The sequence below is a fragment of the Shewanella chilikensis genome (genome assembly GCF_037953065.1).
GTDB classification, from domain to species: Bacteria; Pseudomonadota; Gammaproteobacteria; order Enterobacterales; family Shewanellaceae; genus Shewanella; species Shewanella chilikensis.
The window spans coordinates 2802303-2815957 of record NZ_CP149966.1 but is presented as its reverse complement, the minus strand read 5'-3'; the positions used below and the strand labels follow the sequence as shown (position 1 = coordinate 2815957).

The window sequence follows — 13655 nt, the reverse complement described above, 5'->3', positions numbered from 1 at the left end:
AGCATGTCTGCACTCAAATCCATTATTGAGGCCAACAAGGCCGGGCAGCAGGCGGGGATTTATTCCGTCTGTTCGGCCCAGCCGCTGGTACTGCGCGCCGCTCTGCGTCATGCGGCGCGGCAACGGGCGCCCTTGCTGATTGAGGCTACGGCCAACCAGGTCAATCAGCACGGCGGCTATACAGGCATGACCCCCGCCGATTTTATCGCCTTTGTGAAGATCCTGGCCCAAAGTGAAGGTGTTGCCGAAGCGCAGTTGCTGTTCGGCGGCGATCACTTGGGGCCGGTGGCCTGGAAACACCTGACTGCCGAGCAGGCGATGGCCGAGGCCGAAACCATGGTGCGGACCTATGTCGAGGCGGGGTTTTGTAAAATTCATCTGGATGCCAGCATGGCTTGTCATCAGGAACACACGCCCCTTGCCGATGAGGTGATTGCCGCGCGCGCCGCCAGACTGTGCCGCGCCGCAGAAGCGGCCAAGGCGCCGGGGCAACAGCTCTGTTATGTGATAGGCACTGAAGTACCCGCTCCCGGTGGTGTCAGTTCGCTGGAGGAGGGGCTGCAGATCACCCCGGTCGCGGCGATGAAACACACCATTAGCGCCCACAAACAGGCCTTTGCCGCCGAAGGGCTTGGGGAGGAGGTTTGGCAGCGGGTGATTGCGCTGGTGGTGCAGCCAGGGGTGGAGTTCGGCAATGCCGGGGTACATCAGTATGATGATACGCTCACCAAAGAGCAGAGCCGCTTTATTCGTGAGCAGCCCAACCTGGTGTTTGAAGCCCACTCCACAGATTATCAGCTGCCGGAGCATTACGCCCAGTTGGTGGCCGGCCATTTTGCCATTCTCAAAGTGGGGCCGCAGTTGACTTTTGCCCTGCGCGAGGGGCTGTTTGCCCTGGATCATATAGAGGCCTTGCTGGTGCCGGCGGCGAAACGCTCAGGGCTTAGAGCCCTGTGTGAGCAGAAGATGTTGTCTGAGCCCAAATACTGGCAGTCGTTCTATACAGATCCTGCGCTGCGGGATTGGCAACTGGGATTCAGTTACAGTGACAGGATCCGCTACTACTGGCCCGAATTGTCACTGACCATAGACAAGCTGCTGGCCAATCTGGCAAACCCCATTCCCGAACCTCTTATCAGCCAATATCTGCCGCTGGCCTATCCGGCCGTGGTCAGAGGCGAGCTGCCTGCCACGGCGATTGAGCTGGTACTCCATCATATCGGCCTGGTGCTTAACCGTTATGCCAGCGCCTGTCAGCCTGCTGCCATCGAAGGATAAATCAATGCAAGTCAGTGACCTATCAAAGACCCACTTGTATCCAAAATCTGCCGCCAACCCGCTTTGGCAAGCGCCGGAGAGCGGTAAATGGACGGCGACCGAGATAGCCCAGCAGCCGACACTCTGGCGCGAATTACAGGCCGATTTCAAACATAGGGAAGCGCAGCTCAGCGCTTTTCTCAATCCCTTGCTGGCCAAGGACAATCTGCGGATTATTCTCACCGGCGCGGGTACTTCGGCTTATATCGGCGAGGCGTTGGCAGCCTTTTTACAGCGGCAACTCAGATTGCCGGGCCAGAGGGTGGAAGCCTTGTCCAGCACGGATATTGTTTCTCACCCCAGGCTGCATCTCAACCCATTGCAGCCGACTCTGATCGTCTCCTATGGCCGCTCTGGAAACAGCCCTGAATCCCTGGCTGTGCTGGCGTTGGCCGATGAGTTGCTGACAGATGTCAGTCATCTGCTGCTGACCTGTAACCCTGAGGGAGCTTTGGCCAGCTATGCGGCCGAACACAGTCACAAGGCTTGTTTGTGGTTGATGCCCCAGGAAAGCCACGATCGCAGCTTTGCCATGACCAGCAGCTTCAGTTGTATGTATCTGGCGACCCTGCTGCTGTTTGCTGAGGAAGACAAACCACTATCCAGGGTGCTGACACTGACGGAGCAACTGCTCGAAACCCGGCTCGCTGGGGTGCAGCAAACCGCGGCCCATTGCTGCAAGCGGATAGTGTTCCTCGGCGCCGGGCCGCTCAAGGCGGCGGCTCAGGAGGCGGCGCTCAAGTACCTTGAACTGACGGCCGGTATAGTGATCAGCAGTTTTGAGAGTCCGCTGGGGTTTCGTCACGGCCCCAAGTCACTGGTGAATGAAGATACCCAGATAGTGCTGCTCGGCAGCTCTGAGCCCTATGCCAGAGCCTACGATCTGGATCTTCTGTCAGAGCTGCGCGCCGATAAGCGGGCGCTGGATATCTGTTATCTGAGTGAAGAGGCTCTGGCCCAAGATGGTCAGGCCAGTTTGGAAGAGGCTTGGTTGATACTGCCCTTTATTGTTTACTGTCAGCTACTTGCATTTTACAAGGCGTTGGAGCTTGGGGTGTCACCGGATAATCCCTGTCCCAGCGGCCAGGTCAATAGAGTGGTGCAGGGGGTGAAGCTGCATTCGCTTGCGGTTTATACTCGGCCCGGCAACCTGGATAACACAGAGGATTGAGCCATGTACTACGGTGTGGATATCGGTGGTACCAAGATAGAACTGGCGGTGTTCAGTCCACAATTGCGTTTGTTGGATAAATGGCGCATTGCGACTCAGGGTGACGATTATCAGAGCTTTCTGGCCTCACTCGCCTTGCAGATAAGCGAGGCCGACAGGCGCTGGCCGGCCGAGTCCGGCATCCCGGGCACTGTGGGGATAGCCCTGCCCGGGGTGATCCGCGCCGATGGCACTGTGGTCTCCAGCAATGTACCTTGCCTCAATCAGCGTAAAGTGGCCGAAGATCTGGGCGCCTTGTTGTCGCGTCCTGTGGCTCTTGGCAATGATTGCCGTTGTTTCGCCCTGTCCGAAGCCTTACTGGGAGCCGGGAAAGATCATGCCAGAGTTCTTGGGCTCATACTCGGTACCGGGCTTGGCGGCGGGATCTGTATCGAAGGGCGGCTTATCACCGGCGCCCACTGTCTGGCCGGCGAGTTCGGCCATCAGGGCATGGCGGCCAGCGTGCTGCTGCGCCATGGCTTGCCGCTTTACGATTGCGGCTGTGGCCTCAAAGGCTGCGCCGAAACCTATGTTTCTGGCACTGGCCTTGGTCGTATCTACCGGGAGTTTGGCGGCGAGGGTGATACATACGCTTGGCTGGCGGCGCTGCGCGCCGGTGATGCCATAGCCAAACGCAGTTTCGATGCTTATCTGGATGCCCTGGGCAGTGTGTTGGCCGGGCAGATCCTCAGTCTGGATCCGGACATCTTTGTCTTCGGCGGCGGCTTGAGCGAAGTGCCGGAAATTTTGGCGGCGCTGCCGCAGGCTACCGCCAGGCATATGTTCAATGGGGTGCAGTTGCCCGAGTTTTGCGCCGCTCAATTCGGCGCCGCCAGTGGCGTTCGTGGCGCCGCCATGCTGGGAAAGGCGCTGGCGACTAAAGTGGAACAGAGCAATAGCGTGTGCGCCAACGAGCAGGTAGCGGATATGGATACCCTGTTGACCGGAGGTTGGCATGAACAGCAACACTGACAAGGCCCCGTTCTGGATTGGTGCCGATGGTGCCCTGATCGGGCCGCAAATGAGCCGCAGTAATGGGGTTTGGCTGCGGATAGTCGATGGCCGTATTCATACCATTGCCAAGGCGCCCAAGGAAGGTGAGGCGGCAACTCACTATGCAGGCCTTCTGGTTCCCGGTTTTGTCGACACTCAGGTCAACGGTGGTGGTGGCCGCATGTTCAACCGGCAGCCCAGCGTTGAGACGCTTAAGCTGATGTTGGACGCCCATGGCCGTTTCGGCACCACCAGCATGTTGCCGACGCTTATCAGCGACGATATCAGGGTAATGCAAGCGGCACTTGGGGCGGCCATCAGTGCCAGGGAAGCCGGTCTTGACGGCATAGCCGGGATCCATTTTGAGGGGCCGCATCTGTCACTGGAGCGTAAGGGTTGCCACAGTGAAGCCCGCTTAAGGGAGCTTGGTGATATTGAGTTGGCGCTCTACGCCGAGGCTGTGTCCCAACTGGGTGTTTGTGTGGTGACTCTGGCTCCCGAGAGGGTAGGGCCTGAAGATGTTCGCCGCCTGGTGGCGCTCGGTGTCAGAGTGTCGTTGGGGCATTCCAATGCCAACGCCGAAAACGTGATGGCGGCGCTGGATGCCGGAGCCAGCGGCTTTACCCATCTTTATAACGGCATGTCACAGCTGGAGTCGCGTGCCCCCGGCATGGTGGGTACGGCGCTCAGTGACCCAAGGGCATTTTGCGGCATTATTCTCGACGGTCATCATCTGCACCCGGTCAGCGCCACTATCGCCTGGCGTGCCAAGGGGAGTCGACGTTTGATGCTGGTGACTGATGCCATGTCGCCTGTGGGCTCTGAAGAGCAGGAGTTTGAATTTTTCGGCGGTAAAGTTGTGCGCCGCGGTACTGAGCTCAGGGATCTCAACGGCTCTTTGGCCGGCTCAGTATTGGATATGACAACGGCAGTTCGCTATGCCGTCAAGGTGCTGGGGATCCCGCTGGAGCAGGCCGTTGCCATGGCCAGCAGTACTCCAGCCGCTTTTGCCGGGCTGAATGACAGAGGCATGTTGGCCGAAGGCATGCGGGCTGACTTGCTGCTGCTTGACGATGCCCTGTATCAGTCAAAGCGCTGGCAAGGCGGCAGGCTTGCAGCGGGCGCCGAAGTTCGCAGCAAAAGCGTTTGAAAAATAAGCAGCTTCATGGGGCATCTGTCCTTGGCAGCAGCTGGATAATCATTGACAGAGAATAACAATAACAAGAGGAGATGCCGACAATGGACAATAACACCCTGAATAGAGGAGGCGGCACTTTACTGCCCATGGTGCTGATTGGAATACTCTTTTTTGTATTCGGCTTCGTAACCTGGCTCAATGGTGCACTGATCCCTTTTCTGAAAATAGCCTGTGAACTCAATGAGCTGCAAGCTTATCTTGTGGCCTTTGTATTCTATATCGCTTACTTCGTGATGGCCTTGCCCATGTCCGGGCTGTTGACCCGTTTCGGTTACCGTGCCGGGCTACAGATTGGCCTTGGGGTAATGGCGAGTGGCGCACTGCTGTTTATCCCTGCGGCGCTGAGCCACACCTTTGGCCTGTTTTTGCTGGCGTTGTTTGTTCTGGGAACCGGCCTTACCATACTGCAAACTGCGGCCAATCCATACATTGTTTGCATTGGTCCGCGAGAAAGCGCCGCCATGCGGATCAGCTGTATGGGTGTGGTCAACAAGGGAGCCGGTTTTATTGTCCCTCTAGTGTTCAGTGCCTGGGTGCTGACAGGTATGGATGCCTTTACGCCGGAAGCGTTGGCACAGCTCAGTGAGCTTGAGCGCACTGCGGCATTGGAGCAACTGTCTGCCCGCTTGGTGCAGCCTTACCTGGCGATGGCTGTTGTCTTGGCTCTGTTGCTGCTGTATGTGCGATTTTCGCCTCTGCCCGAATTGCAACTTGAACAGGACAGCCAGGCCAAAAGCTGTGACAGCTTGGTACCGAGAACAGATTGGCGCGCCATTCTGGCCTATCCCCAGGCTATTCTCGGGGCACTGACTCTCTTTATGTATATAGGTGCCGAAGTGATTGCCGGTGACAGCATAGGCCTCTATGGCCAGCATCTTAAAGTGGCCGAATTTGGCATTCTGACCTCCTACACCATGGGATTTATGGTGCTTGGCTATTTGCTCGGCATACTCTTGATCCCAAGAGTAATGAGTCAGCGCAGTGCCTTGGTGGGCTCGGCGCTGGCTGGGTTGGTGTTTACTTTGGGGATCATGCTTGGGGATGAAACCAGCATGCAGCTGTCGAGTCTCTTGCTCGAACCTTTGGGGATAATGCCGCTGCCGGATCCCTTGCTTTACCTTGCGCTACTTGGCTTTGCCAACGCCTTGGTCTGGCCCGCTGTCTGGCCGCTGGCGCTGGAAGGGCTCGGCCGCCTGACTGCTGTGGCCTCGGCACTGCTCATCATGGGCATAGCCGGTGGCGCCTTGCTGCCATTGCTCTATGGCGCCTTGGTGCACCAGGGTGTGCCCCATCAAAGCGCCTACGGGATCCTCCTTCCCTGCTATGGGATGATCCTTTATTACGCCGTTGCCGGCCACAAGCTGCGGGCCTGGTCGGGGGCGGCCGCCACCAAAGCCGTGATTGACTGAGACCTCAGTAGATCCAGAAAAATACCGCCATGCTGACGATAGTGGTCAGCAGGGTGTTGCGGGTCAGCAGTGCAAGTAAGGCAGCCAGCAGGGCACAGCTGAGGTAGGGATTGCTCAGGCTCAGTTGCAACTCGCCGTCTCGCAGAAACACTATGGGGGCGAAGATGGCGCTTAATACCGCCGGCGCCGAAAAGCCAAGGAAAGCCTGGGTTTTCTTGCCAAGCCGTATCGGCAGCCCGGGCTCAAGCAGTAAATAACGGCTGAGTATCACCAACAGCGCCATTGTCAGTATGGTTAACCAAATCATGCCTGCTCCTCGCCTTTATCTTGTGTTGTCTCAACCGGTTTAACAGGACTGCTGCCCAAGAGGCTTTGATAGATATACCCCACAGCCATGGCGGTTACGGCGGCGATCAGCAGGCCCCCCGGGATAGCCAGTGCTTCACACAGTACGCTCAACAACATGGCCGTGAGCACACATAAGGCGGTGGCAACATTGACTATCCTCGGCACCACCAAAGCGATAAAGGTGGCTGCGATGGCAAAATCCAGTCCCAGAGAGCCGAGATTATCCATAGAGCTGCCGGCGAGAATTCCGGCCAGGGTTGCCAGATTCCAGCCAAGATAAAAACTCAAACCAGCTCCCAGGGCGTACCAGGGCCTAAGGGTACTTTCCTTGCTTTGATTGGCCACCGCAAAGAGTTCATCCGTGAGCAGAAAACCCAGTGTCAGGCGCCAGCGCAGTGGCAAGGGGCTGATGGCTGGACGCATCGCCATGGCATACAGCAGATGACGCGAGGTGATCAATGCCGTGGTAACCAAAATGGCCAGTAGGCCTGAACCTGCCTTTATCATTCCGAGGGCGACCAATTGCGCCGAGCCTGCGAAAACAAACAGGCTCATGGCTTGACTCTCTACGGCGCTGAGGCCGGTTTCCAGTGCCAGCGAGCCGGCCAATATTCCCCAGGGGATAACAGCTAAAGTCAGCGGCATTACCGCCAGGGTACCCCGTAAAAATTCGCGGCCCCGGTTAAGTTCCTGAACGCATGATGATTGCTGATTGTGAATGGTCAATCTTGACTCCATCTTGATGATTTTTCTGTTTGAACAAATTGGCCCGGAGTGGTGCCGAATGCCCGTTTGAATTGACGGTTCAAATGGCTTTGGTCGCAAAATCCTGAGTCCTGTGCCACCTGGATCGGTGAAGCGCCCAGCCGCAACAACTTTCGCGCCAGAATTAATCTTACCTGAGTCTGATATTGGTGCGGGGTTAAACCAAATTGTGCCCTGAACTGCCTGAGTAACACAAAAGGCGGCAGCTGTACCAGACTGGCCAGTTCCTGGAGCGAGATGTTACTGCTGCAACTGTCTTCCAGAAACTGCCTGGCCCTATTCAGCAGGGGGCCTGCCTGGACAGCAGCAGCGGGCTTCAGCCGACCGTGACGCAGCATCAACAGGCTGAGGGTTTCGTACAAGAGGCTTTCCCGTTGCAGGCGATTACTCGAATAGTTGAGCGCTTCATGGGTGATGGCTATCAGGTGCGCCAATAGAGGGTCCTGTACCACGGGCTCGGCAAACCAGGGCACCTGTTGCTTGCTGCACAGTGCCAGTTCGGCAAACTGCTCAGGGGTAGGGTAAAGTGCCCGATACGACCAGCCATTTTCTGTTGCCGAACGGCCGTTATGCACCTCATCTGCATTCACCAGAATGATGCTGTGTTTGGGGGCAACATGATCTCCGCCACTTCGGAAAAACCGCTGGGCACCACTGTCTATGATTCCCAAGGTGAAGCCTTCATGACTGTGGCGGCCAAAGTTCTGCTGATGATAGCTGGCACTGAGAGTTTCCAGGCCGCCAAGTTCTTCGGCCAGACGATAAGTCGCCCGTTCCCGCCCTTGCCTGCGGGACTTGTGGCGCAGCGATTTGCTTTGCTGTGCATTGGCTGTTTCGGCCATCTTTATTCCCCTGTCAGTCTCTCTATCCTGCATATTAACCAGTTTACCTGGCGTTGTTTTGGATATTTTTGCACGCAGGCGAGTACCTGATTAGCTAAGACTCCCCGGGGATTGTACGGCCAATCCTGGCCGCCATGAAGCAACAAGAATAAGTGTTAAGGTATGATTGAGTGAAAAGGGCGCCACACAGTTAGACCAAGTTTTAAACTGTAACCAAATCAATTGATTAAATTTTGGCGTAAAGGTTGACTCGGATAGAAAGGTTAATCCAAACCCCAGTAAATTTTAAGAAGAAATTTATCAAACCAACTCTAACTTGTACCTATATCGATGCTCAAACTCAGGGCGACCTCATTGCAGATGTCTTTACCCGGTAATAAGCGCATTAACCCATTCATTACATTATCAATTCTTTAACTGCTTCTTCTATTGTGAGTTTCTTTTCTGATTTAATCTCTATCGAATCGGTTAATGGTGGAAAGTCTGTTCTACAGAAAGAAGGTGATACTTTATATGAGTAATCTCTTTCTCCTTCTTTGTAGGTTATTTCGTCGCCATGTAGTGATATAGGACAATCAACATCGAATTGTAGGGCAAAAATGGATTTTATAATTACATTGCCATCATATTCTATTATTTCATTATTGATAGAGTCGAATCGATCCGAAAAGAACCCTCCTAACATATCATCAGCATCAAACTCGTTTATATTAGGGTTGGTACATGTGAATTTTATGCTTGGAGATAGCTCTAAACCGTCAATTTCTATGATTGGGTAATGTTTATCCTCCACTATTTTTGTTATATCCGACGTGCGTAACTTCTGTGTGGCAAAAAACGTAAAACATTTTACTTCTATCATTTTTCTTTAAAAACAATTGGATGGATTATTGGTATGAAATTATATTTCTCGCTGAATGTCAATGCGAATCGGCAGTTTAGCACGGCAGTTGCAGAAATCATGGTGATGGATTAGACAGTCAAAGACCGCGGGTTATCAAATTTTGGTCCATGAAAATGTCCTGTCTCCTACTTCAATCTAACTTGTCTCTTGGCTTCAGAGTAAATGATAATATTTGGGTTTGAACAATCGGAAAACCTTGCCAGTCTGGGCATCAACATAGGCTAGAGATATGGAACGCGATCCAAGTAATATAACGTTTTTTGGAAAGCGAATGATAGCTGAACCGTCATTCATAAGGGACTGAATGTTCTTGTTTAGAAAGGGAAAAACAAGTAAGAAACTGGGCTTATAACGGCCCAGAACTTGTTACTTAACGTTGGGCTTCATGTTTACCATTGCCACTACCAATTTCGCGTTGCGAAAACAAAATAGTCTGCCATCCACTGCTGGTATAGAGCTGTTCCCAGGTATATACCCACCCACCACGAGTTTGCACGATTGTCCTTTTATCTCCTTCAATAGGAGTGTTTGGAACTGGAACTGATAGGGTACTCACTTCCTTTTGCGATGATGTACAAACCTTCCCTGAATAAGTAACCTGGACCTCAATACTTGGGTCAAAGTTTGGGTCGTCTATGCCATCCTGCACGGAGTAACCACTGGCTACAAACTCTGTATCGTTGGTAAGGCAAAGTCTATTGTCGCTCGCTAACGTGGTTTGAGAGAACACAACAGCTGAAACCAATGCCATTGCCACACTTATATTTTTCATATCAACTCCTTATGATTAACCAAAGTGCAATATCATGCTATCTATTGTGTGTTTTTTGTCCATGCCACTAAAGTCTTATCCCCGTAACACTTTGTATTAGCCTGCTGATGTTTAAGCCCTTTAGTGGATAGCTTCAGTGCCGAATTAAGGTGATATTCTGATTGGAATAGGTACAAAAAAGGAGTACAATCCTAGAAAATAAAGGTGCGTAACACTATGATTCAAAATAGTTTATTTTTGGAGTGATGAATTGGCGGTTCAAATTGCTTTGGTCTTAACATCCTGAGCCCCTGTGCCACCTTAAATCCCCAGGGGGCGCCGTTTCCGTGCCAGACTCAGTAAAGGGGGTAACTGGTTTTAGCTTTATCCGAAGGTGGCCAGTTTGGCTGGCAGTTGCTTAAATAACAGAGTGCTTAATCAGGGCTATTTTCGCAGGTTAACATGTTGCGGTATTTAATAAATTACGCGAGGTAGCTTAATTTAGCGAATTGTGCACTTCGGAGTTGAATTTGCGATAAATTTCAGTTGAAAATATTTTATTCAACAAAGCCTATTCGACATCGAGAACCGTTGGGGTTGGTAATTGTTTAACGACTAAATAATAGCTCTCCAATCGTTTTACTTTCCTGTCCGCGCTAATCTGAGATTAACCTAAAAAACCGGATGACATGGGATCATCCGGTTTTTAGTCTTTCGGTTAGCATGTTAAGTTATTTGTCTTAATTGATTGACATTAGAAGTCTATAGTTCTTTCTAAATTATCGAACTATCCAGATCAACTATTGCTTCATACTGACTAATATAAAATTTTCCTTTGAAGTGTTCAAAGAAGTCCGACTTTTGAATATCATCCATTACCGGGCCTTTAACTTCTGATAAGTGTAGTTGAATATTGGAGTCTTTCAGGCGGTCGTGAATTAACGTTAAGCTTTCCAGAGCACTAGTATCGACTGTGTTCACCCCGGATAACATCAATACCAGATGTTGGGTTTTAGGATACTGTTGCAAATGTTCCATTATCTGATCTTCTAGATAACGAGCATTGGCGAAATATAAGCTTTCGTCAATCCGCAGGCTGAGTACCGTTTTACTTTGGATGACATTAAAACGAAGAATGTTACGAAAATGCTGGCTTCCCTCAATTAAACCAACCACTGCAATATGTGGCCGACTGGTGCGCCATAGAAATAGCGCTAGAGATGTAGCCAGCCCCGTTAATACGCCAGTCTCAACATTAAATGCCAATACACCGATAATGGTAAGAAACATGGCGATAGCATCACTCTTTGCACTTTTCCAGGTATGGATAATGGCTCTCACATCAATCAGTGCCGATACAGCAACGATAATGGTTGCCGCTAACACCGCATGTGGCAAATAGGTAAACAGCGGGGTGAAATAAAGCACGGTAATGCCGATTCCAATTGCGGTAAATGTTCCCGCCATTGGCGTTTCAGCGCCAGCATCATAATTGACTACTGAGCGCGACAGACCACCTGTAACCGGGAATCCCCCATTAATAGCTGATGCGATGTTGGCACCACTTAAGGCAATCAGCTCCTGATTTGGCTCAATTCTCTGGCGACGTTTCGCCGCTAATGTTTGCCCAACTGAAGCTGACTCGACGAAACCGATAATACTCAGCAGAATCGAAGCCGGAAGCAGGTCTTCGATTAGTGCGAGATCGAGCGATGGCAGTGAAAAACTAGGCAAACCGCTTGGGATCTGGCCGACTACGCTGACGCCTTTTTTGTCCAGATCAAACAGGGCCACTAACACAATACTCAATATCATCACCATCACTGGAGCCAGTTTGATTGCATGACTTGCCAGTTCTGATGAAAGTCCTAGTTTGATCAAATTGGGTTTGAGGCTTTTGCGTGCATAGATAAGGGCAATCAAACTGAACGCCCCAATCATCAGGGTATAGAGATTAGTTTGGGGTAACGCAAGAATAAGATTGGTCAAGCGCTGCAGCACATTTTCCCCATGCAGTGACACGCCAAAAATATGTTTAAGCTGACCAATAGAGATAAGAATACCAGAAGCAGTCATAAAGCCAGAAAGCACCGGATGGCTTAAAAATGTGGTCAGAAATCCCAGTCTTAGTACCGACATTAGCAATAGCACTATACCGGAAAGAAATGCCAAGGTTGCAGCGGCGGTGATATAACCCTGGCTACCAGTTTCAAAAAGCGGAGCAATGGCTTCTGCGGTCATTAGCGAGATCACCGCTACCGGGCCCACGGCCAGTGTTTTACTGGTGCCAAGCATTGTATAAATGATCAGCGGCAGGATACTGGCGTACAGACCAACAATGGGGGGCAGACCAGCAACCATCGCGTATGCAAGGCTTTGTGGGATAAGCATCAAAGTCACGATAATAGCAGCTAAGCTATCTTTTGTGGCGTCATGACGCGAATAATCAGGCAACCAAGATGATATCGGCAACCATTTCAACCAGGAATTTTTCATGCTTTGGCTATCCTAAGCAATGTGTGAATTCGGTTAATCGGGTTGCTTAACCCAACTAAGATCAAAACCCATTTCGGTAGCTTGGGCAATACGCCGATCAAATGAACCCAGTTCCGTGCAGCTCATCGACCAGAGTGCGCTGCAACGTGTTCCTGTGCGACAGAAAGCAAAAATAGGTTTAGGGGCGTGTACAAAGAACTGACTAAACTGCTTCCCCTGATCCTGAGTAATATTTCCGGAAATAACCGGTAAGTGAAAATAGGTCATACCATGTTCTTTAGCCAGTCGTTCAATTTCTCTATTCAAGGGCTGATTATTTTCTTCTCCGTCTGGACGGTTATTGATGATCGACTTAAACCCCATTGATGCCAGACGTGGTATGTCACTGGGAAAAATTTGTGGTGAAACGGTAATTGATTCCGTTAAATAGATTGGTGTCAGCATAACAGCAACTCCGTTTCAGACTTTATTCAATGGTATTTTCAGATAGTGCACACCATTATCTTCTTCCGGTGGTAACTCTCCGGCACGCATATTGACCTGAACCGAAGGTAAAATCAGGGTTGGCATATTCAGTGTGGAATCACGTGCTCTGCGCATCTCAACAAATTGCTGCTCAGAAATATTCTGTTTGACGTGAATATTGTATAGGCGCTCCTCACCAATCGTAGTTTCAAACAGATACTCTTCGCGATTTGGTGTTTTGTAGTCATGGCACATAAAGACACGCGTTTCATCAGGCAGAGCGAATAATTTCTGAATTGAGCGATAGAGGGTTGCTGCATCTCCTCCGGGGAAATCGCAACGGGCGGTGCCGTAATCGGGCATAAATAAGGTGTCGCCAACAAATACGCAGTTACCAATCACATAAGCCATACAGGCAGGAGTGTGGCCCGGAGTATGAATTGCGTGTGCTTCAATACTACCAAGAGTAAAAGTCTCTTGATCGGCAAACAAATGATCAAACTGACTGCCATCCATCGCGAAATCACTACCGGCATTAAATAGCTTGCCGAATGTATCTTGTACCACAGTGATTTTGTCACCAATACCCAGTTCGCCCCCAAGTTTCTGCTTGATATAGGGGGCTGCGCTGAGATGATCAGCATGAATATGAGTTTCAAGAATCCACTCAACCTTTAAGCCACTTTTCGTTACAAACTCAATCAGCTTATCTGCTGTTTCGTATGAAGTCCTGCCTGAAGCGGGGTCGTAGTCTAGTACCGAATCGATAACGGCACATTGCTGGCTGTTTGGATCTACGACTACATAGCTGTAGGTAAAGGTTTTCGGATCGAAAAATTCGTAAACGCCGGGAGTCATATTTCCTCCTTGATTCCATAAAAGATGATTAACGTCACGTGGGCCGGATAGCTCCTGTTTACATAGCAACAGGCATGGTTTGCGGATTACAGTTTTTTT

13 protein-coding genes are annotated in these 13655 nt (G+C 51.2%); 5 read left to right on the top strand and 8 right to left on the bottom strand.

Translation table 11 applies throughout. The annotated features are described in order from the left end of the window. Positions 1-3 precede the first annotated feature (3 nt). The 5 genes from WKR14_RS12800 to WKR14_RS12780 all read left to right on the top strand — a co-directional run bounded on the left by WKR14_RS12800 (position 4) and on the right by WKR14_RS12780 (position 6127). Positions 4-1278, top strand: a complete 1275-nt coding sequence (locus WKR14_RS12800) for a class II D-tagatose-bisphosphate aldolase, non-catalytic subunit (RefSeq protein WP_101056176.1) — start codon at positions 4-6, stop codon at positions 1276-1278. A 4-nt stretch (positions 1279-1282) separates the two neighbouring features. Beyond that, on the top strand, positions 1283-2488 hold the full coding sequence (locus WKR14_RS12795) for an SIS domain-containing protein (protein WP_339086395.1): 1206 nt from the start codon (positions 1283-1285) through the stop codon (positions 2486-2488). A gap of 3 nt (positions 2489-2491) precedes the next feature. Beyond that, on the top strand, positions 2492-3499 hold the full coding sequence (locus tag WKR14_RS12790; protein WP_335923372.1) for an ROK family protein: 1008 nt from the start codon (positions 2492-2494) through the stop codon (positions 3497-3499). Beyond that, positions 3483-4670: an N-acetylglucosamine-6-phosphate deacetylase gene (gene nagA, locus WKR14_RS12785; RefSeq protein WP_339086393.1), complete on the top strand. Its 1188-nt coding sequence runs from the start codon at positions 3483-3485 to the stop codon at positions 4668-4670. Before WKR14_RS12790 ends, nagA begins: the two co-directional genes overlap by 17 nt. A gap of 89 nt (positions 4671-4759) precedes the next feature. Further along, the gene (locus tag WKR14_RS12780) at positions 4760-6127 is read left to right on the top strand and encodes an MFS transporter (protein WP_096141323.1); all 1368 of its coding nucleotides are present in this window, start codon (positions 4760-4762) and stop codon (positions 6125-6127) included. Between the two features lie 4 nt (positions 6128-6131). On the opposite strand, the gene WKR14_RS12775 is transcribed toward WKR14_RS12780, so the two are convergent. The 8 genes from WKR14_RS12775 to WKR14_RS12740 form a co-directional block, all read right to left on the bottom strand. Beyond that, a complete protein-coding gene (locus tag WKR14_RS12775; RefSeq protein WP_025009838.1) occupies positions 6132-6434 on the bottom strand; it encodes an AzlD domain-containing protein in 303 nt (100 codons plus the stop codon). Next, positions 6431-7201, bottom strand: coding sequence for an AzlC family ABC transporter permease (locus WKR14_RS12770; RefSeq protein WP_264186603.1), 771 nt, complete (start codon positions 7199-7201; stop codon positions 6431-6433). Before WKR14_RS12770 ends, WKR14_RS12775 begins: the two co-directional genes overlap by 4 nt. Next, positions 7198-8082 (bottom strand): AraC family transcriptional regulator, encoded by an 885-nt coding sequence (locus tag WKR14_RS12765; RefSeq protein ID WP_234556859.1) that lies wholly within the window; start codon positions 8080-8082, stop codon positions 7198-7200. The genes WKR14_RS12770 and WKR14_RS12765 overlap by 4 nt, the downstream gene beginning before the upstream one ends. Positions 8083-8479: 397 nt before the next feature. Then, the gene (locus WKR14_RS12760; protein ID WP_165565258.1) at positions 8480-8944 is read right to left on the bottom strand and encodes a hypothetical protein; all 465 of its coding nucleotides are present in this window, start codon (positions 8942-8944) and stop codon (positions 8480-8482) included. Between the two features lie 412 nt (positions 8945-9356). After that, positions 9357-9758, bottom strand: a complete 402-nt coding sequence (locus tag WKR14_RS12755; RefSeq protein WP_101056163.1) for a hypothetical protein — start codon at positions 9756-9758, stop codon at positions 9357-9359. Positions 9759-10511: 753 nt separating this feature from the next. Then, complete coding sequence (locus WKR14_RS12750; RefSeq protein ID WP_101056161.1) at positions 10512-12233, bottom strand: SulP family inorganic anion transporter; 1722 nt, start codon at positions 12231-12233, stop codon at positions 10512-10514. Between the two features lie 33 nt (positions 12234-12266). After that, complete coding sequence (locus tag WKR14_RS12745) at positions 12267-12677, bottom strand: TIGR01244 family sulfur transferase (protein ID WP_101056160.1); 411 nt, start codon at positions 12675-12677, stop codon at positions 12267-12269. A 15-nt stretch (positions 12678-12692) separates the two neighbouring features. Next, positions 12693-13556 carry an MBL fold metallo-hydrolase gene (locus tag WKR14_RS12740; RefSeq protein WP_101056158.1) on the bottom strand — a complete coding sequence of 288 codons (864 nt, stop codon included), beginning with the start codon at positions 13554-13556 and terminating at the stop codon, positions 12693-12695. Positions 13557-13655 lie beyond the last annotated feature (99 nt).

What these genes read in the sequence shown, in the direction of transcription:
- WKR14_RS12755 (WP_101056163.1), bottom strand. Translation starts at nt 9,758, where the DNA reads ATGAAAAATATAAGTGTGGCAATGGCATTGGTTTCAGCTGTTGTGTTC.
- WKR14_RS12765 (WP_234556859.1), bottom strand. Translation starts at nt 8,082, where the DNA reads ATGGCCGAAACAGCCAATGCACAGCAAAGCAAATCGCTGCGCCACAAG.
- nagA (WP_339086393.1), top strand. Translation starts at nt 3,483, where the DNA reads ATGAACAGCAACACTGACAAGGCCCCGTTCTGGATTGGTGCCGATGGT.
- WKR14_RS12750 (WP_101056161.1), bottom strand. Translation starts at nt 12,233, where the DNA reads ATGAAAAATTCCTGGTTGAAATGGTTGCCGATATCATCTTGGTTGCCT.
- WKR14_RS12790 (WP_335923372.1), top strand. Translation starts at nt 2,492, where the DNA reads ATGTACTACGGTGTGGATATCGGTGGTACCAAGATAGAACTGGCGGTG.
- WKR14_RS12745 (WP_101056160.1), bottom strand. Translation starts at nt 12,677, where the DNA reads ATGCTGACACCAATCTATTTAACGGAATCAATTACCGTTTCACCACAA.
- WKR14_RS12740 (WP_101056158.1), bottom strand. Translation starts at nt 13,556, where the DNA reads ATGACTCCCGGCGTTTACGAATTTTTCGATCCGAAAACCTTTACCTAC.
- WKR14_RS12775 (WP_025009838.1), bottom strand. Translation starts at nt 6,434, where the DNA reads ATGATTTGGTTAACCATACTGACAATGGCGCTGTTGGTGATACTCAGC.
- WKR14_RS12780 (WP_096141323.1), top strand. Translation starts at nt 4,760, where the DNA reads ATGGACAATAACACCCTGAATAGAGGAGGCGGCACTTTACTGCCCATG.
- WKR14_RS12795 (WP_339086395.1), top strand. Translation starts at nt 1,283, where the DNA reads ATGCAAGTCAGTGACCTATCAAAGACCCACTTGTATCCAAAATCTGCC.
- WKR14_RS12800 (WP_101056176.1), top strand. Translation starts at nt 4, where the DNA reads ATGTCTGCACTCAAATCCATTATTGAGGCCAACAAGGCCGGGCAGCAG.
- WKR14_RS12760 (WP_165565258.1), bottom strand. Translation starts at nt 8,944, where the DNA reads ATGATAGAAGTAAAATGTTTTACGTTTTTTGCCACACAGAAGTTACGC.